The sequence below is a fragment of the Nostoc sp. PCC 7524 genome, assembly GCF_000316645.1.
In the GTDB taxonomy this organism is placed as follows: Bacteria; Cyanobacteriota; Cyanobacteriia; order Cyanobacteriales; family Nostocaceae; genus Trichormus.
The window spans coordinates 3,797,227-3,819,718 of record NC_019684.1 but is presented as its reverse complement, the minus strand read 5'-3'; the positions used below and the strand labels follow the sequence as shown (position 1 = coordinate 3,819,718).

The following is a 22,492-nucleotide window of genomic DNA, read 5'->3' as shown; positions in this document are numbered from 1 at the left end:
CCTATTGCCTATTACCTATTGCCTAGTAATTAATTCAAATCCAAGATTTAAACCACATCCGCAGTTGATAGCCTTGAGGAGAAAGGGGTAAACCTAAATAAACAGGCAACCAGAAAATAAATGCGGCAATAATTAGCAAAGAAATCGTGATACCTATATCGCGCAGAGAAATGGTTATACCTAGATACTGGAGTCTGAGATAATGACTGCGAAAACATTGATCTACAAACCAGGCGATCGCTAAAAACGCAAATACTACAGCTGTCATGTAATGATAGATAAATACGCAGCGTGTTACCCTTACCCAAGGTAGTAAGTTAACTGCATAATTCAACACTAAGTATAAACCTATCCACGTATCAACAGAAAGCTTTGCAGGTAAAGATAACCGCTTGCGCTGCACTATAGAAATGATGAATGGTGCTAACAGCATCCCCAACAAAAATAATAAAGCGGCGACACCAAACCACCACAAAAAGGGATTACCCATTGCATGAACATCATAAAACACTTTCCCCGTACCGCTAGGTAAAGGCGGCCCCAAAACGGGTAGGGGATCATTGATGCTTTTTGCTGTCTGAAAATAATACGCCATTGGGCGAGTCATCAACGGCCATTTGTACCAAGCCGCACAGTAAGGATGAACGGTGGGAGTATTACCGCCAAGGCGTTCATGAAATGCCAAAATTTCTTTATGTACTGCTATAAATCCATATTTGGTATTAATTTGTAAATGAGGAATCCACAACAGACTGTAGACTGCGCTGGGGATAATTCCTAGAAAAAATATAATTTGCCAAAAATTAATTTGTGTAAGTTTTTGTAATGGTACAAGACTGGAATTATTGATTGCTTGCTGTCGAGGTAAGCTTTTTAGAGAAAAATAAAATAATTGTTTAATAATATTTCTGGCTTGATTTCCTGATGTGAGTAACTGATATATCCAACCTATGCTCCAAATGAGATAAATACCAGCTAAGAAAAATAGACCATTCCATTTGGTGGCTAACGAAGCACCAAAAGCTATACCTGATAATACCAAATAAAATTGACGTTGTTTGGCTAATGCTAACAAAAACAACAATTGCCCTAATAATCCAAACAAAACTATATAAATATTAATCAAAGCATAGCGAGACTCAACAATAAATATGCCATCCAAAGCAGCGAATAAACCTGCAATTAAAGCAAAGCTGCGGCGATAACTTAATTGATAGGCAATATTAGCGATAATTAACGGGATAAATGCACCTGAGAGTGCATTGATCCAACGATAACTCCAAGGCGATCGCAGTGAACCACTCAATCCATTTACAGGTTCTTGCCAAAAAGGAAAATGACTACTCAGCCACATTCCCAAGGCAATCATGTATTTACCTAAAGGTGGATGACCATCAAAAAATTGTGTATGGGTAAGATAGTTATTACCAAACTTAGCGTAATAAACCTCATCAAATACCAAAGTATTAAATCTATCAAGTCCCCAAAAACGTAAGGCAAGCGATATCAAAAATATCCCCACCAACCCCAAGCGATAAAAGTTTTTAGTCATTAGTTAATAGGCAATAGGCACTCTTGCAATAGGCAATAGTAATTAGTCATTAGTGTTTCTCCTCTGCTCCTCTGCTCCTCTGCTCCCCTGCTCCCCTGCTCCCCTACATTCGCCCTCCTATCCCTTCAACGGTAAATCAATTTGAAAGCTTGAGCCTTGACCAACTATACTTTTAACAGAAATTTGCCCTTGGTGAGCTTGGATGATTTGTTGAGCGATCGCTAGTCCTAATCCGAAGCCTCCTGTTTGGCGAGAACGAACGGTGTCTACTCGATAAAACCGATCAAAAATATAGGGTAAATCGGTGGCGGGAATGCCTATACCGTTGTCTACAACCTGAATCATGGCGCGGTGGGAGTGGGTGAATAGGCGTAATTTTACCTTACCTTCTGCGGGGGTGTATTTGAAGGCATTACTCAAGAGATTAATTACAGCTTGTTTGAGCAAATTCACGTCAGCGCGTAGCATTACCGATTGTTCTGGTAGTTCGGCAGTGAAATTGAGGTTCTGCTCGGCGGCTTGGGGGGCGAATTCTAAAGTGAGCGATCGCAATAGCTCCCGTAAGTCAATCAGCTGTAATGTAGTTTCGGCTAGAGAACCATCATTACGTGACAGAAACAGCAAGTTATTAATCAGTAAACTCATTGACTTAGCTGTTTCCGCAATTTTTTGCAATCGCTGTCTTTGTTCTAAGATGTCTTCCGGTGGCATTAAAGCCACTTGGGCATTACTCAACACAGTTGCGACAGGTGTCCGCAGTTCATGGGAAGCATCGGCAGTAAATCGCTGTAATTGCTGATAAGCACGCAGAGATGGGCGCAGAGCCAAGGCACCTAAAAACCAACCCGTAATTCCAATCACGCCGAAAGTAATGGGAACACCTACAGCTAAAAACAAACGAGCTTGATTGAGACTATTCCGTAGAGAGTCCATTGGCGCGGCTGTTTGAAAGTAGCCAATTAACTCCTTATCTTGCACCATAGGAATAGTAACTTGGCGAACCCATGACTTAGCTATAGAAGACCGTACAGCATCCTGCGGTAATTGTATCGTTTGAAACCCTGGTTCTGTAGTTAAGGACTTAGCACCCGATGAGCCAATAAACTGCACAAGTTGCTTGTTTGGGTTATACCATCGGGCATACATCAGTCCACCATTCAAGGAAACACCATTTTCTGACAGAGGTTGATCTGGCTGATTTTGCCATTGACTTTGATATAAATAATACTGATTTTTTGTAGCAAGGGTTTTACTGTGCTGAAAGAGTTCATCGTCAAAAAACCGTAATTGCTCTTCCACATTCAGACAATAACCCACCCCCGCAAAAGCAAACAAAATCCCCCCCATCGATAAAGCAAACCAGTGAGCAAGATTACGGCGGCTAGATTCAAACATTTTTAGTCATTAGTTAGTAGGCAATAGGCAATAGGCAATAGTTTTTCTCCTCTGCTCCCCTGCTCCCCCTGCTCCCCTACACCCCTAACTAGGAGGATTCAAGCGATAACCAACACGATGGACTGTTTCTAGACAATCTCTCGCGTCTACGATTTGCAGACGTTGGCGGAGGCGGCGCACTAGGGTGGTGATAGCGTTACTTTCGGGTTCTTCGCCATAACTCCAGAGGGCTTGCTCAATTTGAGTATGGGATAAGACTTGGCGAGGATGGCGCATGAGATATTCCATTAATTGAAACTCTCGACTAGAAAGTTGAGTTGTGGCTGTGCCTCGTTCAATAGTCAAACTGGCTAAATGTAGGTGCAAATCGCCTAAACTTAAAGTATCACCTTGCCACATAGGCGATCGCCTACCCAATGCCCGAACTCGCGCCAATAACTCTAGCACATCCACGGGCTTGACTAAGTAATCATCAGCTCCCGCATCTAAACCCATCACCTTATCTGCTACTGTGTCTTTGGCTGTCAACATCAGCACTGGCGAGACTTTACCAGCCCGGCGATATATCTGACACAGTTCTACCCCACTGACTTTGGGTAACATCCAATCTAAAATCAGTAAATCATAGTCTTTGCGAAAGGCGTACCATTGGGCTATATCCCCATCTGCGATCGCATCTACTAAATGTCCACCTTTCAACAATGCTGCTCGCAGAGGCTCTAATTGCTCTGGATCGTCTTCTACAAGTAAGATCAGCATCGCACTTACTCAAGTTACTATGATTTGTACCTATTAATTTTTACATTAAGCTCAAAAGGTGACGCAAAAATGTCACGAGGCAGTCAGGCTAGGAGCAGAGGAGCAGAGGACGGATTTTTACCCCAATCCCCAATCCCCAATATCTCATGTACCAACCTCAATTTTTGCAAGTATTACGCAACTTGGGTTTTGTCTTTTGGTTATCTTTGCCATTGATTGGGCTAGTTTTTTGGCTCGGAAGTGGTTTGATAGGTGATCAAATACTCAGTCGTACCCACAACCACAAAAAATATTTGCAAGCCGACACGCGCTTAACACGCCAGATGATGAAAAAGGTAGTGGCAATTGAGGCGGAAATTCGTCAGCCACAAGGGATTTCACTGGTGAAGGTGACAACAAATCATGTCGTTCTCAAAACGATGATCTTTGAGTTTTCCATCATTGAACCCCAGCGACTAGAAGCTAAACTTAGTCGGGAGTTGGGCTTATCTCAGGAACGAGTTAAGGAACTGATTCGTTATGAAACTGTACAGCAGTAGGTGATATTTTAGCTAAGATTCCCGTGAAATTATTTATGGGATAATTAATTGATAGCCTAGAAATTTTATTCTTCAAATGTTTGTTCGTAGGTGAGAATATCCTGTTCCTCGGCTTCTACATTGAACTCAACTCTGCTCTGTATAACTATTTCTTCAATTACTGCTGCACCTTTATTTAATACTAAAACTGCATCAAAACGGCGCATTAGTTCTGGGATATTGATAACTTCTTCTACAGATGACAGATATCTATTGACAATAGCTTTAATCTTGTATCTTTCCTTTGCCTGTTCTTCTACTTTTTTCAAGATGTTCTGTACTGTGTCCTCGGTTTTTACAACAAAAGTAATTGGATATCTTTGCACCTTATCAATATCTAAGAAGTATTTACCTGCATCTATATTTTCTGTCACTTGAAAAAAGCGACCAAGGGGTTTCATTACAAAGTCTATACCACCATCATTTGCATTTGTACGTCCTGTTTTATAGAGAATTAAATATTCAGTATTAAGTTCATCTGGCGACCAACCCCAATATATTTGCTGTTCAGCATAATACTCTTTTAAAATTGCGTAAGTTACAATTTCAAAAACTCTTGCATCTATATTTGGTCTGAGTAAACCTCGAATAAATTCTATAGAACGTGTAGGCTCTTGTTGTTGAATATCTATCATCTGTTGACAATAAAGCAAAAATTCGTTAAAAGCATCGCTTCTTGCTTTTACATAAGCATCAATTATATCTTTAACAGATGTAGCAATATTTATCTGATTATTATCGATTATAATTTTGATCAGATTTTCATTAATCCAATATCTATTTGTTGTAGCATCTCTGATAATAGGTAAGTGCAAAGATGTAGGAAAATATTTCCTAAATTCTTCGTTTAGCCTATGATTTAGTGCATGATTTTGCAATTTACTGCCAAAAGGAAGTTCCCTTTGTCTACTTAGGAGGTTAGTAAACTGAGCGCCTGCATAATTCTCATAGTTATTATTAATATGAAATTCATGATTTAAATAGTCTTCAACTAAAACATAAATTGCATAATGATTTGCAAATCCTGCTCTTGACTTAGAACCTCTATTTGCAGCTTTTGTCTTGATATTGAGATACTGCAATAATTCACTAGATTCTAAAACTTGATTTCCCTGATTTGGGTAATAATAATCTAGAATTTCAATTATTTTTTTAGTAAATTCATGCTGTACTATCGGCATCGAACAAATTTCTCTGTATAATATCTAACTTTTGTTCACATTTATTTTTTCTAGTATACTTCTTTTGTATGGATAAAAGTTTTTCTCCTTTGTATTCCTGTAATTCTAAAACCCTTCTCAGTCCAATTTTCAAATATTCTTCTTGAGATTCTATACTAATTGAACTCCTACCAAATCTTTTAGCAACAGCACCAACTGTAAAAGTACCTGCAAATGGGTCAAGTATGATATCGCCTTGATTACTACTTGCAAGAATAATTCTTTCCAGCAATGATTCTGGCTTTTGTGAAGGATGATTTTCATATTCTACCATTCGATATCTAACACGAGAAAAGTACCAAGTATTACCAGGAACTTTTTCGGTACTGTATGGTGTTGGCACAGCTTTTCTATAATCAATTAGCTTACGCCGTGCGCCAGTTTTGGCTTCTATCTTGATATTATCTGAATTAAAAACATAACTATTTTTATCTTTTACGCAATGGAGTATTGGCTCATACATTGAACCAAAATATTTTGTTGCTTGAACTCCAGAACTGTCGTAATGCCAGACAATACGGCTCAGAATTGTCAATTTATTTCTTAAATAAAGGTCAAAATATGGCATGGCTTGCGTACTTGCCATCACATATAAAGTTCCGTTCGGCTTGAGGATACGAATGCACTCATTTAGCCATTTATATGCCCACTTTGCATATTCTTCGTCAGACTCCCACTTGTCATAGAAATTGGAAAATCTTTTTCCTATGTTGTACGGAGGATCAAGAAAAATCAAGTCTACAGATTCAGAGGTAATTTCACTAGACAAAATATACAGAGCATCACCGTGAAATATGATATGATCTCTGGTTTCATATCTCTCAAACATAACTGTTATTTATAAAATGAGCTGTGGTTTAGGCAACAGACTTGATATCTTAAACTATTACATCACTAGATATTCAAGTTGAGGTGCCACTAAGTATTTAGTGGTTTTACCTTATGGTGAGGTACTTTCCCAATGAATCACGTAGAGCTAAATAACACTCAATCGCATCAAAGTCTGATTTTCTGCAATATTTTTTAATCTAAATACAAAATTTGTCATTTTTTCGTCACCTTTCTTTGCCAAAATACAAAGGAGCTAATTTCTAGCAATTCTGATCATGTTCCCTCAATAGCCTGCCGTCAAACACTATGGATACTTCTGAAACTCAAGTTTCAACAGTTGAAACCCAGTCAGACAGTTCTGTGTCTGCTTCCGAGTTAGTACCAGCACGTTCTGGTAAACCGTGGTTGCAGACAATACTAATTTTGTGTTTGCTAACTGGGGGCATAATTCTGTGGCGGATGCTGATTCCTGGTGGTACGTCGCAACCTTCTGTTGCCCAACAGCGACAAGGACAACCGCCACGTCCGATTGAAACTATTACCTTAGATATGGGAACTGCTACCAGAAGTGTACAGCTTTTGGGACAGGTAGAAGCAACCCAGCAATCTACGCTCCGCGCTCAAACTGGTGGCGTTGTGAGACAAATCTTAGTGCAGCCAGGCGATCGCGTCAATTCAGGAATGGTAATTGCTGTTCTAGATGACTCTGATCAAAAACTGGCAATTTCCCAAGCTAAGGCACAATTAGCACAGCAAATTAGCAATTTAGCCCGTTTAGAAGTAGGGACGCGCCCCGAAATTATTGCCCAGCGTCAGGCGGCAGTGACATCAGCTCAAGCACGGGAGAGGGAAGCACAAGATAACCTCAAGCGTACCCGCGACTTAGTGAAAGAGGGGGCTTTATCAAAACGATTGCTAGTGGAAGCACAAGCCAGATTAGATGATATCCGGGGGGAACTGTTAGAAGCTGAAGCCCAACTCGCTGAAGCCAAAGCTGGGCCAATTCGGGAAGAAATCGCTGCCCAAAAAGCTAATGTAGAAGCGGCCAAGGCTTACTTAGCCCAAGCAGAACTAGCACAGCAACGCACCCGGATTGTCGCAGCACAATCCGGCGTGATCCAGATGCGACACATCAGCAACGGTGATTTAGTCCAAAGTTCTAGCCCTATCGTCAGCCTAGTAGCAAGCGATCGCTTCGATATTTTCTTAGAGTTACCAGAAGCACTCAGTAGTCAAGTCAGCCCCGGTATGACAATCGACCTCACAGCCCGCGCCTTACCCCAGTGGCAACAACGCGCCAGAATTACAGCCGTCGTTCCCGCCGCCGATCCAGCCTCCCGCCGTCAGCGTGTACGTGTCCAAATTGACAATCCGCCGCCCGGATTATTACCAGGAATGGCGATCGCAGGTAATCTCACTATGCCCTCAAATCGCTCTAGTTTTGTAGTCTCCAGAGATGCCCTAACTAGACGACAGGATCAGTGGTTAGTCTTCACTGTTGCTGATGGCAAAGCCCAACAAATCGCTGTAGAGATGGTTGCAGACATGGGTGAAGAAGTAGCCATCTATCATCCTACCTTAACCCCAGGTCAATCCATCGTCCTACGTGGCGGCGATGGGTTGCAAGATGGTGCGCCGGTGAAGGAGGTGACAGGTGACAGGTGACAGGTGACAGAGGTAGAGTAAGTAGCTTAGTGTTAAAAATTATCGCTATGGCAAGGCAGGAGGCAGGAGGCAGGAGGGAAGAGGGTTTGAGCCTAGTTTATTTTTCTTAACATAGTTGTATTTTTTCCCACCGACTTACTTAAATGCCCAATACACATTCCTTGTAGTGGTTTACAGTTAATTCCAATACAGACCTAACCCCCAACCCCTTCCCTTGTAGGGAAGGGGAGTAATACTCAAAGCCTCTCTCCTTGTAGGAGAGAGGTTTGGAGAGAGGTTAAAACCATACTGCACCTATGCCCCAATTCCCAGTCCCCAATCCCTAATCCCCTATATGAAATTCATCGAAACTGCTGTACGTTGGCGACACGGTACTTTTGTCTTATTCTGCTTATTGGCAATCTTGGGTGTATTCTCCCTACTTAGGTTGCCTTTGGAATTGCAACCGGGAGGCGATCGCCCGGAAATTACTATTACTACATCTTATCCAGGGGCAGGGCCATCAGAGGTAGAAGACTTAATCACCCGTCCCATTGAGGAACAGATGGAAGAGGTGCTGGGAGTCCAGGAAATTACCAGTAACTCCCGTGCGGGACGTAGTAGCATTACTCTGGAATTTGCCCAAAATGCTAATGTCCAGGAACGGATGATTGATGTGATCAACCGTTTGCAGCAGGTGAACAATTTACCCCCAGAAGCCCAAGAATCGAGTGTGGAAATGGTGGGTGCAAATAGTTCCCCAATGATGTGGATTCCTTTTGATACCAAGGACGGTTTTGAGCCAGATTCTAACCGCTATCGAGATTTAGCTGAAGAAGTGGTGATTCCCAGATTGCGGCGAGTGCAGGGAACAGGACAATTTTTGTTAGTGGGTGGACAAGAACGGGAAGTAGAGGTACAAGTTGATCCGAAGGCATTAAGCGATCGCAATTTAACTATCGGTGATGTCGTCCGGGTACTCAGAGATAATAACCGTGATATCCGGGGCGGCCCCTTAATTTTAGGACGCAGAGAATACAGAGTCCGCACCGTCAGCCGCTCACAAGATTTATCCGAAATTGAGGGTTTTGTCTTGCGTCGTGACGAATCAGGTACAGTTTACCTGCGGGATGTGGCACAGGTACAGATGGGACGCAAACCCCAAGATAGTGCTTTGATATTTAACGGGAAACCAGGGGTAGCCATTGGGGTAATTCGCCAAATCGGGGCGAATGTGCCAGAGGTGGCTAAGGGTGTAAGGAAGGAGATCACTGCACTGCAAGCGGAGTTTGATCAACAAAATCAAGGGATTCGCTTTGCTTACAACTACGATGAAAGTCAATATATTAATCAATCAGTAGCCTTTGTCCAAGGTAACTTAGTCACCGGGGCGTTACTCGCTACCATCGTCTTGATTTTGTTCCTCGGCTCAATGCGTACCGTGGCAGTAGTAGCAATTACCATTCCTACAACCCTGGTAATGGTGTTTATTGTCATGTCTGCGTTAGGACGAAGCCTCAACATTATCAGTTTGGCAGGGCTGGCCTTTGCTGTGGGTATGGTTGTCGATAATGCGATCGTGGTGATTGAAAATATCTTCACCCAGATGCAACAGGGTAAAAGTCCCATGCGGGCAGCAATTGAGGGAACGCAGGAAGTTTGGGGGGCAATGCTGGGTTCTACCTTAACCAACGTGGTGGTATTTGCACCTCTAATTATGGTTACGGGTGAAGCCGGACGACTGTATGCTGATATGGCGATCGCCCTTTCTGCTTCTTCCCTCTTTTCCCTATTTGCTGCTTTAACCCTAGTTCCTATGCTGTCGGGATTGTTCCTCAAGCAATCAGAAGCAATGCAAATGATGGCAGGGGGAGAATATCGGGGCGGTAATTGGTTAGAACGTACCGTTGCTCAAACTTCTGTGGTGTTTCGACATTTCCAGGGCAAATTAGAAAACTTTCTCGCCTCTACGGTAAGTTGGTCATTAGGACGTAAGCGGGTTGGTAGACGGTTGCTGGTGCTGTCAATTCCTGTAGTGTTATTAGTCATCAGTGTTTTATTACTACCACCTGCTGATTATTTACCGGAAGGCAATCGTAACTTAGTAGTAGTGAGGGCTGAACCTTTACCGGGGACAAGCATCCCGGAAGCCATCCGCCAATCTGAACCGATACGGGAATTTTTGCGATCGCAACCAGAAGTAGACCGTATTTTATACGTTGACCGTCCAGGGGCATTACGGGGAATTGCCACTATCTTAAAACCAGAATTTGCCACTACTACAGGTCTAGCAGAAATGGTAAATCGGTTACGCGCCGCCAGCAGTAACTTTGCTGGTTATCGTTTTATCGTACCAACACGGATATCGATTTTCCGCGACCCTGGTAAGGAATTTGAAGTGGATATTGTGGGGGCTGACTTAAATCAGTTGGGTGATTTAGAAAAGCAAATTACAGCCCAATTACGCCAACTTCCTGGCGTGCAGAATGTCCGTTCTAACTTCGTAGCCGGTGCCGGAGAACTCCAAGTGATTCCCAACCGTGAACGTCTAGCGGAAGTAGGACTCTCAGAAGCCGAAATTGGCTCAATGGTAGAGGCTGCTTTAGGGGGACGCATCGCCTCTAATTATATTGATGGCAAAGAAGAACTCGACGTGTCAGTAGAACTGCAAAACACAGCCGTCGAAACCCCAGAACAACTGCGACAATTACCACTCTATGCCCAAGGGCGACAGGTACAACTCGGTGACGTGGCAGAAATTCAAGAAACCACAGGGCCAGATGTCATTAATCACGTTAATTTAGAACGTTCAATTAGCCTGACTGTCTCCGTTGCACCCGATGCGCCTCTGGGTACACTGGTGGAACGTACCGAAGCGGAAATTTTAGCACCTTTACGTGCAAGTCTCCCCCCAGGTTACAGTCTAGAATTGGCAGGTTCAGCCGACCAATTAGCGACAACTGTCACCGAACTAGCCTTAGCGTTTGTGTTTTCGATTTTCATTACTTATTTATTACTGGTGGCGTTGTATCGTTCATTCCTTTACCCAGTAGTAATTATGGCGACTGTACCTATGGGGATGAGTGGCGCATTGTTGAGTCTAGTGATTGCTAACAACATTCCGGGAATGAATGTAGCGTTAGATATGATTACGGCGTTAGGGTTTGTAATTCTCACGGGTATAGTCGTCAACAACGCCATTCTGTTAGTCGATAGAGCCTTACAACTACAGCAAGCAGGGGAGGATTATGATACATCTCTGTATAATGCTACCAGCGATCGCCTGCGAGCAATTTTCATGTCTGCTGGAACAAGTGTGTTAGGAATGTTACCCTTGGCAGTGCTACCAGGACAAGGTTCAGAACTGTATCAGGGATTAGGTATCGTCCTCACTGGTGGTTTAGCATTTTCCACGGTTTTAACTCCTACAGTTGTCCCCGCATTGATGGGTTTGCTACATGATATTTCTGGACGTAAATCACACACAATTCACAAAAATATGACGACACAAGCCAATAAAGATCGGGTTCAGGTCTGATTAGGGAATACCAACCAAAAGCCTCAAGGGGTCGCCCATCATACCAAAGGTTGATGGGTGGGGAATTGAGGCAAACATTTTGTAACTGAACAAAGTGAATCCTTATTTTTGAGGTGATTGTTGTTGCTGCACATATTGTTTTAACTGCTCAACTGTGACCCCACCACAACTAGCAACAAAGTAAGAACCTGTCCACAGCACAGATTTTGTATACACTTGGCTCAAAATAGATTCAAACTCTTTACGAATTAATCGACTAGAAACAGTTTTGAGATTAGCAATAAATTTGCTGAGTTCAACTTGTGGATGGTAACGAATGAGTAAATGTACATGATCAACTTCACCGTTAAATTCTACTAATGTGCATTCCCATTTAGCACAGGTATCTTTAAATATATCTGCCAGCCTAGACAGCATAGCCTCATTAATAACTTTCTTTCTGTATTTAGTCACAAAAACTATATGAGCAGTAAGAGAGTAAACTGAGCGAAAACCTTTATCATATAACTCTTCCATTTGTTAGCAATAAGTAATATAATTATCAATATGATTCTAACTTACTGTTACCGAATTTTACCCAGTGCCGCGCAAATAGCTTTGATGTCAAATACATTAGAGCTACTACGCCGTCATTGGAATTACTCATTGGGGCAGAGGTTAGATGCACTTAACAGAAGTCATTGTCAAATTGACCGATGTTCAATAGTTAGTGAACCAATTGGAGAAATCCCACAGCGAGTTAATTACTATACTCAACAAGCAGATTTAAAGCAAACGAAAATACTATTTCCTGAGTACAAAAATATCTGGGCAGAATCTCAGCAAATCAATTTGCAGCGTTTAAATCAAGCGTGGGAAAGGTGGTTAATTCCTGACGCATCAGGAAAACGCGGTGGTCGCCCTAGATTTAAAAAACCTGGGGAATTAAGGTCTTTTGTTTTCCCACGAGTGAATTGCCCAAAGGCAGGTGCTAAACTTCAAGATGGTAGATTAAAGTTGAGTAAAATTGGTGAGATGCCAGTCATCTTACACCGACCATTACCACAGGGCTTTGTACTCAAAACTTGTACGATTGTGTGCAAAGCTGATGGATGGTACTGCTGCATTTCTATGCAAGATGATTCTGTGCCGCAATTATTACCACTGGATGAGGTTAAATCTGCTGTAGGGATTGATGTTGGGCTAAAAGAATTTTTGACGACATCAGACGGTGATACAGTGCCTATTCCACAGATTTATCGTCGCACTCAACATCACTTAGCACGACAACAACGTCAACTAGCTCGTCAACAAAAAGGTTCTCGGCGACAAGCTAAAAAGAAAAACCACATAGCCAGAATTCATCAAAAAATTGAGCGTCAGAGAAAAGATTTTCATTACAAAGCAGCACACAAATTAGTTAAAAATTTTGACTTAATCGCAGTAGAAGACCTGAATATCAAAGGTCTTGTTAGAACAAAATTGAGTAAATCAATTCTGGATGCTGCATGGGGGGCATTTATCAATATCTTGGAGGCAGTGGCGGTCAAACGCGGTGTCCGAGTAGTTAAAGTTAATCCTCATTCTACTTCGCAGAATTGTTCTGGCTGTGGCCAAAAAGTCCCGAAAACTCTCTCTGTTCGCTTGCATCATTGTCCGAAATGTGGATTATTGATGGATAGAGATGAAAACGCCGCAGTCAACATTTTAGATCGGGCAATTAGCGAGGTGGGACTCATCTTGCCTGCGCGTGGAGGCTTCGGGGTTGCCCAGCCTGTGAAACGCGAAGCTTTTTTAGAATTTGATGGTTCTCAACTATCTGGTTCTAGATTAGAAGCTACCGTTATACCGCAAGGTTAACGGGAGAGAACGTCACTACTTCTCTCAATATACAAGGGTGCGTCAGTACAAATAATTTCTTGGTGCAGTTAGGTTTTCTCTCACTGACGCACCCTACTGGCGTGACTACTCGTTCATATTGTGGTAGGTAGCAACTGCGGAAGGTGATATCCGGTTGAGATAGCGGAATATCCAGTATTTAAATATGGTATCTAAAATCACTGGGAAAGTAGCAATAAATAAGAAAATAAAGTCTCGATTTGCTGGTAAACCCCAGTGACGAGATACACCTTCCAGAATTACTTCCCAGCCATGAGGTGAGTGAAATCCCACAAAGACATCGGTAAACAAAATAATAATAAATGCTTTAGCACTGTCACTTAGACCGTACACAACATTATCAAAAAAATCTTTTAGCACCATAATGGAAGACTTGCTAACGAGCAGCAACCAAATAAATGCACCTACAGAAAAAATGTCAGAAAAAACATTTTTAATAGCATTGGCACTTTCACCTCGAAACTCATTGGCAACTTCACGAGCTTTGGCTTGCATTTTAATTTCCATCTCTTCTGGGGAAAGAGGAGGAGCATTACTAATGAAGTTTTCAAACTTCATTCGTTCTTCAAATCTTTGCAGGGTAATGAGGGCTTCTTCTTCCATTTCAGCATTGAGAAATATTTGCTCTGCTTGAGAGCTTCTAAAGCGATCAACAAGTGGCCCTACAATTAATGCTTTTGATAACTGATGGGTTAAAAGAGGTATAATAATAAGTAATAATATAAATCTAATAGATATGATAGTTCTTCTTTGAGCTTGCCGAAAATTCTGCACAACATCTTGTTCGGAGTTGGGATCTAATTCAATTTGCAGCCGACCAATAGTGCTTAAAATCGAACGGGGTAAGATACCCATTGAATCAGCTTTTCGGCGTGTTTTTTTATTAGGTTCTATATTCTGTTTGGCTAATTGTGGTGGTGATGTCGGTGCGTATATGCGTTCAACCAAATCATTTTTGTTGAATTGGGTAATCTCTGGAGAAGCGGTAATTGACTTGTTCTGATTCTGAACGGATTCAGTGGCAAGGGTTGGCGACTGGTTGCTAACAGGTGAATAAGTTGTTCCTTGCTCAAAATTAGTGTATTTTGAGGTGACTTCATCAATAAATTTTAATTTTTCAAGAATTATAGTAGAGCTAGGATACTCTATACCAGCTTTATGGGCAGCTTTTTGGTGAGATTCGTTGGAAAACCAACGACTGAACTTAAATTCAGTCAGACGCATCCTGACTAATTTTAATTGTTTCTTTAAATCAGACTCGAAATAATCCATCACACTGCTGCTATAGATGGCTGAATCGAAGTCTATTTTATTACCTTGAAAATATTCATCTTCTATAGCTTTAATTTTTAAAGCTGCTTTGTGAGCTTCTTCTAGAGAACGTTCTGGTGTACGTAAATACCATCGGTAAGTAGACAGTAAAAAAGGATAGATTTTTTGGTCAAAGACAGAATTTTTCATCGGGGTTAATCAGCTAATATTCTTGATTGCGTTTTGATGATTATCCTTAAATTAACGCAAGGTATAAAAATAAATCTGTTAAGGAGAGAGTTGGTGGTTGGTCATTCTGTTTGGATTGTTGGTAGTAGTCGCAGTGGTAAGACTACCCGCTTAGTGACAAAATTTTGTCATTGGCTACAAAATGAAAAGCAAATATATGAATTATTTTATACTAAAAAAGCAAAATTGAATGCAAGCACTTACACGCTACCATCTTTATTGATTCAGCACGCAAAACCAGGGGTTTTGTGTTTGGCTGCTAATGATGATAATCGCAGAGAATTAGGTGATAAAATTGTTACCAATACCCAAGGAAAATATCCAGTGCGGGTGAAAACTCCATTAGGTTTTTTTCAAGACGACGTTATCTTATTTTGGCCTTTACTAATTGAATTGTTGAATCTAAAGGCACAATTTCCTGTACGCTTGCGTCCTGAAACTGAGCAAGAACTAGCAACAAAACTCTGGAAGGCGCACTTAGACGAAGAAACATTACGTCGTGCGGGAGTGAATGAGTACCGCTTAGTTAGGCGCATTTTAGACTTGATGCAGTTAGCGGCTTACAGTGGTACAGCTTGTGAGGGTATTGCTGGGATTTTACAATCAGCTATAAATGAACCATCTGTGAATCTAGAGCCGGAATTTCTGGCATCTTTACTCATAGATTGGCGGAATTGGTGTTTAGAAAGGGGATTTCTGACATATGGAATTATCACGGAACTTTACACTCAGCATTTATTAACCAATGAGCATTACCAACAGCATCTAGCCAGCCGTTATCAAGCAGTATTGGCGGATGATGTGGATGAATATCCGGGGGTGGTGCGGAATTTGTTAGAGTTGCTACTAGATCAAGGGGCAGTAGGCGCGTTTAGCTACAATCCTGATGGTGGGGTGCGATTGGGATTAGGGGCAGATCCCGATTATATGGCAGGGTTAGCGAGTCGCTGTCAAGTAGAACATTTGAGTAGTCCGGCGGCGGACTCTCTAGCTGATAGACTAGCTGCACCAATGGTAGAATCAATCACCACACAAATGGTATTGTCGGATTTACCAACAGTGGTGCAATCGATTCAAACCACATCGCGTTCGCAACTATTACGGCAAACAGCAGAAGTCATTGGTCATGCGATCAAATCAGGACAAGTAGCAGCAGAAGATGTAGCAATTATTGCCCCTGGTTTAGATGCGATCGCTCGTTATACTCTAGTAGAAATTCTCACTAAGCAAAATATCCCTGTCGAGTCACTTAATGACCAACGTCCCCTGATTAGTTCCCCAGTCATTCGGGCATTACTCACCATGCTGGCCTTAGTCTACCCCGGTTTAGGACGCTTGGTAGACCGGGATGCTGTAGCTGAGATGTTAGTTGTCTTGAGTAGACAATCAGAACCATCAGACATCCCTTCAGAACTCCCCACTCAGCACTCTCCACTCAGCACTAAAATTGACCCAGTTAGAGCAGGATTAATAGCAGATTACTGCTTTGTCCCCCATCCAGAACATCCTAACTTGCTACCAGTCACAACCTTTGAGCGTTGGGATCGTATTGGTTATGCTGCTACTACAGCTTACACCGAGATTTTACAATGGTTAGAACAGCAGCGATCGCAGCAAGAATTGCGTTTGATTCCTAGCCCCATATCCCTCTTAGATAGGGCAATTCAACGCTTTTTATGGAATGGTAGTAACCTTCCCTACGAGCAACTAGCAGCCCTGAGAGAATTACTCGAAACTGCCCAACACTACTGGGAAATTGACACGAGGTTAAAACAAACCACTTCAAACTCTCCTGACTCCCCACTCAGCACTCCCATCGCTGAATTCATTCAACTGCTGCGACGAGGGACAATTACCGCTAACCCCTATCCCCTGCGTTCCATCGGCACAACTAGGAAGGCTATCACTTTAGCTACTATCTTCCAATATCGTGCTAGTAGAAGATTTCACCGTTGGCACTTTTGGCTGGATGCTGGTTCACCCTTATGGGCTAAAGGTGGGGCAGCGACTTTGTTTGGTGCGCCGTTTTTCCTGCAAGATAGGCTGGGGCAGCCTTGGACGGCAGAAGATGAGAAATTGGCTGAGGAGGAACGATTGCAGAGGATTTTGCAAGATTTACTTGGGCGTGTGTCTGAGAGAATTTATTTGTGTCACAGCGATTTAGCGGTGAATGGGCAAGAGCAATTGGGGCCTTTGTTACCGTTGGTTCATGGTTGTGTGCCAGGGGGGTAGGTTTTTAACGCAGAGGAGCGCGGAGGGAAACGCAGAGGAGCGCGGAGAGGTAATTGGGTTGGGTGTCTGATTTTGAGAGGGAGAGTCATTAGAATATTAAGTAATGTGTATAAGAATTCAGAGTTGAAATCAATGGGATTTTTTGGATTTGGCAAAAAGTTGGTTATGCCTACTCCGGAGAAGGCTTTGCCAGGAAGGACGCAAACTATGCCTGTACCTGCTCATCATTACGTTAATAAAAACCCACTGAAGCCACCGTTTCCTGAAGGTATGGAACAAGCAGTGTTTGGTTTGGGTTGTTTTTGGGGTGCGGAACGGAAGTTTTGGCAAAAAGAGGGGGTTTATACAACGGCTGTTGGTTACGCGGCTGGTTACACTCCTAACCCTAGCTATGAAGAAGTCTGTTCTGGCTTGACTGGACACAATGAAGTAGTGTTGGTGGTGTTTGACCCCAAGGTGATTAGTTACACCGAATTACTCAAAGTATTTTGGGAAAGTCATGATCCCACCCAAGGAATGCGCCAAGGTAATGACGCTGGCACTCAATACCGTTCAGGGATTTACGTTTATTCACAAGCGCAAAAACAGCTAGCCGAAGCCTCACGGGATGCTTATCAAGCAGCCCTCAGCAAAGCTGGATACGGGAAAATTACTACAGAAATTCTGGATGCTCCTGAGTTCTACTACGCAGAAGGCTACCATCAGCAGTACCTAGCTAAAAATCCTAATGGATATTGCGGTTTAGGTGGGACAAATGTGGCTTGTCCTGTGGGTTTGATTGAATCAAATGTGAATGGATAGTGAAGAAGTAGGGGAACGGGGGGATGAGGGGGATGAGGGAGATGAGGAAGATGAGGAAGATGAGGGAGATTTAGCTTGCTTCTCTTACGATGGCGTAAGCCTACCCGTAGGGTGGGGGATGAGGGAGATGAGGTAGAATTTTTACCCAGTCCCCAATCCCCAGTCCCCAGTCCCCAGTCCCCAATCCCCAGTCCCCAGTCCCCAATCCCCAGTCCCCAGTCCCCAGTCCCCAGTCCCTACTCCCAATTTAAAAAACTGATTTGAGTAAAGCGATCGCACCCACCCATAACATAATACTCATGGGTGCGCCAATTAAAATCCCGGCGATCGCCCAACCTCTTTGATGGTCTTTAAATTGTTCAATACTGCGCCAGTGTCTACTTTTCCAAGCCCATTCATTGCCTTTTGCACCGAGTGCGATCGTCATTATCCAACCAATTTGGGGTACAAAACAAAATAAGCCAAACCAGACTTGATTACTCCACAACCAAAACCAAGGTAATAAAAAAGCCCCCCAATTCCAGCCTTGAATTTCTTCCGGTACTAGCTCTGTAGTATTATTAATTCCACAACCAGAATTATTAATAAAAGGTTTTCTAGGTGCTAGTCGGGTTAAGCTTGCAGATTTCACCACTAAACCATTTCTCAGTGTATCTAAAGCTTGATGAGCATCAGTAAAACGTTGTTCTGGTGCTGGTTCTGTCAGTTTTTGCAACCATTTCACAAAACCGGGGCTAAGATTAACAAAATTTGTAAACTGTATGCGTAAATCTTGCTGGGGTAATTCAGCCGGAGAAACACCAGTTAAAAGATGAATTAGAGTTGCGCCAAGTGCATATAAATCGGAGGCTGGAACGGCACGACCGCCATATTGTTCCATAGGTGCGTAACCGTAAGTACCCACAACAGTAAAAGTCACACCCTCTTTAGCAGCCTTATCTTGAACTGCACCAAAATCTACTAAATAAATATGTTTATCTTCACCCAAAATTAAATTACTGGGCTTAATATCTCGATGCAATACACCAGGGTTTAACTCATGTAAATACATGAGTATTTTTAGTACCTCAACCGCGATTTTTTTAGCTTGCTTTTCAGTAAATCTTTTACCAGCAGTGAGTTTTTCCTTGAGTGATTCTCCAGGAATATATTCTTGGACTAAACCAAACCAAAGGCTGCGGTCATCGACACAAAAGTAATCTATATATTGGGGAATACGAGGATGATTTAGCTGTTTGAGAATTTGGGCTTCCCGTTCAAATAGTTTCAAATCATCCCACTGTACCGTACCACCAAAAGCTAAAAGCTTAACTACAACTTGCGAATTTTCTGTATCATTAGCTTGTAAATCTTTTGCTAACCAAGTTTGACGAATACCATTGTTACCCAATTGTCGTAAGACTTGATAACGGTCATGCAATATCTGTTCTACTTGCAGCATTTGACACCTGCTGGCAATTTACGTAAAGGATTCCCCTATTCTTAGGATAGACAAAAAATTTGGGGGATTGGGGACTGGGGATTGGGGATTGGGGGGAGTTTGACTAATGACTAATAACTAATGACTAATGACTAATGACTGACGTAATCGTAATTGGTAGTGGTATTGGTGGTTTGAGTTGTGCGGCTCTTTTGGCTCGCTATGGGTTGGAGGTGACTGTCTGTGAAAGTCATTCTATAGCAGGTGGGGCGGCGCACTCTTTTGAGCGTCAGGGATTTAAGTTTGACTCAGGGCCTTCTCTCTACTCTGGTTTGTCTTACAGTCCTTCTGTTAATCCTTTACGCCAAGTTCTAGACGCAATTGGTGTTGATTTACCTTGTGTTAATTACGATACCTGGGGCTGTTGCTTGCCCGAAGGTGATTTTGATACCTCAGTGGGAGGCGACCAATTTTGTGAAGTTTTGGCTAGACTGCGGGGACAGGATGCAGTCAAGGAATGGCGACAACTGCAAAGGGTGATGACACCACTAGCCCAAGCAGCGATCGCTCTCCCTCCGGCTGCATTACGCTTAGATATAGGTGCAGCTGTGACTGTCGGTAAATTTGCCCCATCGTTAGCTAAACACGCTGCCAATGTTCTCAAGTTAACAGGGTCTTTTGACCGTATCATGAACGGTGTGGTGCGTGACCCGTTTATTTATAACTGGCTCAACTTGCTGTGTTTTCTCCTCTCTGGACTACCCGCATCGGGAACTAATGCCGCCGAAGTAGCATTTATGTTTGCTGACTGGTACAAACCAGGAGTAATGTTAGATTACCCTGTCGGTGGTAGTGGTGCTTTAGTGGATGCCTTAGTACAAGGACTAAAAAAACATGGTGGAGAATTAATATTAGGCGCTCATGTTGAGCAAATTTTATTAGAAGGTAAACGCGCCGTAGGTGTGAGGCTGCGAAATGGTGAAGAAATTCGGGCGCGGCGAGCAGTTGTTTCTAATGCTTCGGTCTGGGATACGCTGAAGCTATTACCAGAGGGAGCATTACCCGAAAAATTCCGCACCCAACGCCAAGTCATACCTGAGTGTGATAGTTTCATGCACCTGCATTTAGGGATTGACGCTCAGGGTTTACCAGCAGATTTAGCTTGTCATTATATAGTAGTCAATGATTGGGAATTGGGGATTAATGCGCCTCAAAATGTCGTATTAGTATCAATTCCTTCCATTATCGACCCATCCCTAGCACCCCCAGGAAAACACGTAATTCATGTTTACACCCCAGGTAATGAACCTTACATGCTCTGGGAAGGGATGGACAGGAGAAGTAAAGAATATGAGCAGCAGAAGCGATCGCGGGCTGAAGTTATGTGGCAAGCTTTAGAAAGAATTATTCCCGATATTCGCTCCCGTTGTGAAATTACATTGGTAGGTACACCCCTTAGCCATGAAAGATTTTTGCGTCGTCATCATGGTTCTTATGGGCCAGCAATTTCCGCAGGCGTGGGTTTATTTCCGGGACACAGCACACCCATAACTGGGTTGATGTGCTGTGGTGATTCGACGTTTCCAGGTATTGGTTTACCTGCTGTCGCTGCTAGTGGGATGATTGTAGCTAATACTCTTGCGCCTGTGAGTGAGCATTTGGGGATGCTGAATAGAGTTAGTTTTTAAACGCACAGGGGCGCGGAGTATTTGTTTACTCTGGTTTTCTAGCAATAATTGTGCGGTGTCGGGGGTCGCTGGGAACGGTTACAGGTTCTAGGAAACCGACTTTTTGTAGTGCTGCTTCTATGTCAAAGCTGTAGTATTGGTCACTCCACGGCTCAGTACTTTTCATGAGAGTGAAGAGGACGGGGGGGAGATTTTGGATGACAGGCGATCGCGGGTTATTATCTACTAAGGCAATATAACCACCCGGTCTAAGTAACCTTCTAGCCTCGGCGAAAATGTCTTGGCTGGCATAACTTGGGAGTTCATGGGTGACAAACTGGATAGTTACCAAATCAAAGGAGTTATCTGGTAAGCCTGTATTTTCTGCCCTGCCATGAATCCACTCGGCTATCTCACTATTAACATCTCTAGTCCTAGCTACAGCCAGCATATAGGGCGACAAATCCAAACCCACCGTGCGAACTGGATATCTTTCCCGGCGTTGGTAATAGCGGTGTAGCGCCAAGGTAGAGACACCCACAGAACAACCAATATCTAAAATATCCCTGACTTGCCGAGGCCCGTATGTCTCCAGGGCATCATGAAAAGTGCCTCTGAGTCTAGCATGGGCATCTTCCCAAGTCAGATTTTCTTGCGGCCATACCCGTAATGCCATCGCATAGGTAGCTGATTCCGTTTCAAAAGCAGCCTCCCAGCACAGATTCCCCTCAGAGTAGGCATGGAAGGGTACGTTGTAGTAATCGGGGTAAACAACACGCGGGTTAGTCACTGCTGATAACAGTTGTTTTGCTCCCGATTTTTGCAGCGCCTCATAATTTTTGCGCCAGGGAATACCATTTTTTTCAGCCGTTTTGATGAGGACTTGTCTGGCTTGGTGTTTCATCACACCGTAAATAGGTTTGGTTTGAATTAACAAATTAACGAAATTGGAGAGTAAACTTTCACCAGCCCAGTCTGGTTTGTTTTTTGTGTTCATCAGCGTGAATGTAGTGAGGCGATAATTGCAACTGACTCTATTGTAGAATTGACGCGGGGTACAGGGATATTTATTCAGCCTAATGTGAATTAAACCATAGGATCTGGTTCAAGTTCCAAATTACGTCCGGTATTTTGTATGGGCTATTTTATAAACCTTTGCTGTGACTGCAACTAACCCGATTTTAACAGTTCTCTTGTTGGTATCAAAACATTTTAGATCCCCCTAAATCCCCCTTAAAAAGCTATGCGTTACCCACATCTTTCTTTACAATCTTAAAGCCCTTGCTCTATAGGCATCTTAAGGACTGAACCTTTAAGCCTACTTGACAAATCACCATTTATTCTTCTCGCTAAAACAGTGTTTTTATTGAGAATAAAAAACGAACGAATCAGGGTTCTAGAGACATGAGTTAATACTCTCGAAATGTTAAGTAAATATGTTTATAATGGATAGCTTAAAAAGGGGGACTTTGATTCA

At 42.7% G+C, this 22,492-nt stretch carries 17 protein-coding genes; 8 read left to right on the top strand and 9 right to left on the bottom strand.

The genetic code is table 11. The features are described from left to right. Positions 1-34: 34 nt before the first annotated feature. The 3 genes from NOS7524_RS15335 to NOS7524_RS15325 form a co-directional block, all read right to left on the bottom strand. The gene (locus NOS7524_RS15335; RefSeq protein ID WP_015139390.1) at positions 35-1,552 is read right to left on the bottom strand and encodes a dolichyl-phosphate-mannose--protein mannosyltransferase; all 1,518 of its coding nucleotides are present in this window, start codon (positions 1,550-1,552) and stop codon (positions 35-37) included. 117 nt (positions 1,553-1,669) lie between these two features. Beyond that, positions 1,670-2,947, bottom strand: coding sequence for a sensor histidine kinase (locus tag NOS7524_RS15330; protein WP_015139389.1), 1,278 nt, complete (start codon positions 2,945-2,947; stop codon positions 1,670-1,672). A gap of 84 nt (positions 2,948-3,031) precedes the next feature. Next, entirely contained in the window at positions 3,032-3,706 is a 675-nt protein-coding gene (locus NOS7524_RS15325) for a response regulator transcription factor (RefSeq protein ID WP_015139388.1), read from the bottom strand. A 146-nt stretch (positions 3,707-3,852) separates the two neighbouring features. Between NOS7524_RS15325 and NOS7524_RS15320 the strand changes: the two genes are divergently transcribed. Continuing rightward, positions 3,853-4,245: a hypothetical protein gene (locus tag NOS7524_RS15320; protein WP_015139387.1), complete on the top strand. Its 393-nt coding sequence runs from the start codon at positions 3,853-3,855 to the stop codon at positions 4,243-4,245. A 65-nt stretch (positions 4,246-4,310) separates the two neighbouring features. Here NOS7524_RS15320 and NOS7524_RS15315 read toward each other — a convergent pair whose 3' ends face one another. Continuing rightward, a complete protein-coding gene (locus NOS7524_RS15315; protein ID WP_015139386.1) occupies positions 4,311-5,465 on the bottom strand; it encodes a hypothetical protein in 1,155 nt (384 codons plus the stop codon). Further along, the gene (gene yhdJ / locus NOS7524_RS15310; RefSeq protein ID WP_015139385.1) at positions 5,446-6,333 is read right to left on the bottom strand and encodes an adenine-specific DNA-methyltransferase; all 888 of its coding nucleotides are present in this window, start codon (positions 6,331-6,333) and stop codon (positions 5,446-5,448) included. Before yhdJ ends, NOS7524_RS15315 begins: the two co-directional genes overlap by 20 nt. A gap of 308 nt (positions 6,334-6,641) precedes the next feature. On the opposite strand from yhdJ, the gene NOS7524_RS15305 reads away from it, so the two are divergent. Together NOS7524_RS15305 and NOS7524_RS15300 are read left to right on the top strand one after the other, a co-directional pair. Beyond that, the gene (locus NOS7524_RS15305; RefSeq protein ID WP_015139384.1) at positions 6,642-8,000 is read left to right on the top strand and encodes an efflux RND transporter periplasmic adaptor subunit; all 1,359 of its coding nucleotides are present in this window, start codon (positions 6,642-6,644) and stop codon (positions 7,998-8,000) included. Between the two features lie 334 nt (positions 8,001-8,334). Next, a complete protein-coding gene (locus NOS7524_RS15300) occupies positions 8,335-11,517 on the top strand; it encodes an efflux RND transporter permease subunit (protein WP_015139383.1) in 3,183 nt (1,060 codons plus the stop codon). Positions 11,518-11,619: 102 nt separating this feature from the next. Here NOS7524_RS15300 and tnpA read toward each other — a convergent pair whose 3' ends face one another. Continuing rightward, on the bottom strand, positions 11,620-12,033 hold the full coding sequence (tnpA, locus tag NOS7524_RS15295) for an IS200/IS605 family transposase (RefSeq protein WP_015139382.1): 414 nt from the start codon (positions 12,031-12,033) through the stop codon (positions 11,620-11,622). 30 nt (positions 12,034-12,063) lie between these two features. Here tnpA and NOS7524_RS15290 point away from each other — a divergent pair, with 30 nt between their 5' ends. Continuing rightward, positions 12,064-13,356 carry an RNA-guided endonuclease InsQ/TnpB family protein gene (locus NOS7524_RS15290; RefSeq protein ID WP_015139381.1) on the top strand — a complete coding sequence of 431 codons (1,293 nt, stop codon included), beginning with the start codon at positions 12,064-12,066 and terminating at the stop codon, positions 13,354-13,356. Between the two features lie 105 nt (positions 13,357-13,461). Here the strand turns inward: NOS7524_RS15290 and NOS7524_RS15285 are convergent, their stop codons facing one another. Beyond that, positions 13,462-14,856 (bottom strand): proton extrusion protein PcxA, encoded by a 1,395-nt coding sequence (locus tag NOS7524_RS15285; RefSeq protein WP_015139380.1) that lies wholly within the window; start codon positions 14,854-14,856, stop codon positions 13,462-13,464. 93 nt (positions 14,857-14,949) lie between these two features. On the opposite strand from NOS7524_RS15285, the gene NOS7524_RS15280 reads away from it, so the two are divergent. The 3 genes from NOS7524_RS15280 to NOS7524_RS30465 all read left to right on the top strand — a co-directional run bounded on the left by NOS7524_RS15280 (position 14,950) and on the right by NOS7524_RS30465 (position 18,192). After that, positions 14,950-17,127: a hypothetical protein gene (locus NOS7524_RS15280; RefSeq protein WP_015139379.1), complete on the top strand. Its 2,178-nt coding sequence runs from the start codon at positions 14,950-14,952 to the stop codon at positions 17,125-17,127. A 132-nt stretch (positions 17,128-17,259) separates the two neighbouring features. Then, positions 17,260-17,928, top strand: coding sequence for a peptide-methionine (S)-S-oxide reductase MsrA (gene msrA / locus NOS7524_RS15275; protein WP_015139378.1), 669 nt, complete (start codon positions 17,260-17,262; stop codon positions 17,926-17,928). A gap of 75 nt (positions 17,929-18,003) precedes the next feature. Next, positions 18,004-18,192, top strand: coding sequence for a hypothetical protein (locus tag NOS7524_RS30465; RefSeq protein ID WP_216087493.1), 189 nt, complete (start codon positions 18,004-18,006; stop codon positions 18,190-18,192). Here the strand turns inward: NOS7524_RS30465 and NOS7524_RS15270 are convergent. Next, positions 18,176-19,369 (bottom strand): serine/threonine protein kinase, encoded by a 1,194-nt coding sequence (locus tag NOS7524_RS15270; RefSeq protein ID WP_015139376.1) that lies wholly within the window; start codon positions 19,367-19,369, stop codon positions 18,176-18,178. The genes NOS7524_RS30465 and NOS7524_RS15270 overlap by 17 nt on opposite strands. A gap of 134 nt (positions 19,370-19,503) precedes the next feature. Here NOS7524_RS15270 and NOS7524_RS15265 point away from each other — a divergent pair, with 134 nt between their 5' ends. After that, positions 19,504-21,036: a phytoene desaturase family protein gene (locus NOS7524_RS15265; RefSeq protein WP_015139375.1), complete on the top strand. Its 1,533-nt coding sequence runs from the start codon at positions 19,504-19,506 to the stop codon at positions 21,034-21,036. A gap of 25 nt (positions 21,037-21,061) precedes the next feature. On the opposite strand, the gene NOS7524_RS15260 is transcribed toward NOS7524_RS15265, so the two are convergent. After that, on the bottom strand, positions 21,062-22,012 hold the full coding sequence (locus tag NOS7524_RS15260) for a class I SAM-dependent methyltransferase (RefSeq protein WP_015139374.1): 951 nt from the start codon (positions 22,010-22,012) through the stop codon (positions 21,062-21,064). Between the last annotated feature and the right edge of the window lie 480 nt (positions 22,013-22,492).

Excerpts from the sequence above, each read along its gene's own strand:
- NOS7524_RS15335 (WP_015139390.1), bottom strand. The coding sequence starts at position 1,552 with ATGACTAAAAACTTTTATCGCTTGGGGTTGGTGGGGATATTTTTGATA.
- NOS7524_RS15330 (WP_015139389.1), bottom strand. The coding sequence starts at position 2,947 with ATGTTTGAATCTAGCCGCCGTAATCTTGCTCACTGGTTTGCTTTATCG.
- NOS7524_RS15325 (WP_015139388.1), bottom strand. The coding sequence starts at position 3,706 with ATGCTGATCTTACTTGTAGAAGACGATCCAGAGCAATTAGAGCCTCTG.
- NOS7524_RS15320 (WP_015139387.1), top strand. The coding sequence starts at position 3,853 with ATGTACCAACCTCAATTTTTGCAAGTATTACGCAACTTGGGTTTTGTC.
- NOS7524_RS15315 (WP_015139386.1), bottom strand. The coding sequence starts at position 5,465 with ATGCCGATAGTACAGCATGAATTTACTAAAAAAATAATTGAAATTCTA.
- yhdJ (WP_015139385.1), bottom strand. The coding sequence starts at position 6,333 with ATGTTTGAGAGATATGAAACCAGAGATCATATCATATTTCACGGTGAT.
- NOS7524_RS15305 (WP_015139384.1), top strand. The coding sequence starts at position 6,642 with ATGGATACTTCTGAAACTCAAGTTTCAACAGTTGAAACCCAGTCAGAC.
- NOS7524_RS15300 (WP_015139383.1), top strand. The coding sequence starts at position 8,335 with ATGAAATTCATCGAAACTGCTGTACGTTGGCGACACGGTACTTTTGTC.
- tnpA (WP_015139382.1), bottom strand. The coding sequence starts at position 12,033 with ATGGAAGAGTTATATGATAAAGGTTTTCGCTCAGTTTACTCTCTTACT.
- NOS7524_RS15290 (WP_015139381.1), top strand. The coding sequence starts at position 12,064 with ATGATTCTAACTTACTGTTACCGAATTTTACCCAGTGCCGCGCAAATA.
- NOS7524_RS15285 (WP_015139380.1), bottom strand. The coding sequence starts at position 14,856 with ATGAAAAATTCTGTCTTTGACCAAAAAATCTATCCTTTTTTACTGTCT.
- msrA (WP_015139378.1), top strand. The coding sequence starts at position 17,260 with ATGGGATTTTTTGGATTTGGCAAAAAGTTGGTTATGCCTACTCCGGAG.
- NOS7524_RS15270 (WP_015139376.1), bottom strand. The coding sequence starts at position 19,369 with ATGCTGCAAGTAGAACAGATATTGCATGACCGTTATCAAGTCTTACGA.
- NOS7524_RS15265 (WP_015139375.1), top strand. The coding sequence starts at position 19,504 with ATGACTGACGTAATCGTAATTGGTAGTGGTATTGGTGGTTTGAGTTGT.
- NOS7524_RS15260 (WP_015139374.1), bottom strand. The coding sequence starts at position 22,012 with ATGAACACAAAAAACAAACCAGACTGGGCTGGTGAAAGTTTACTCTCC.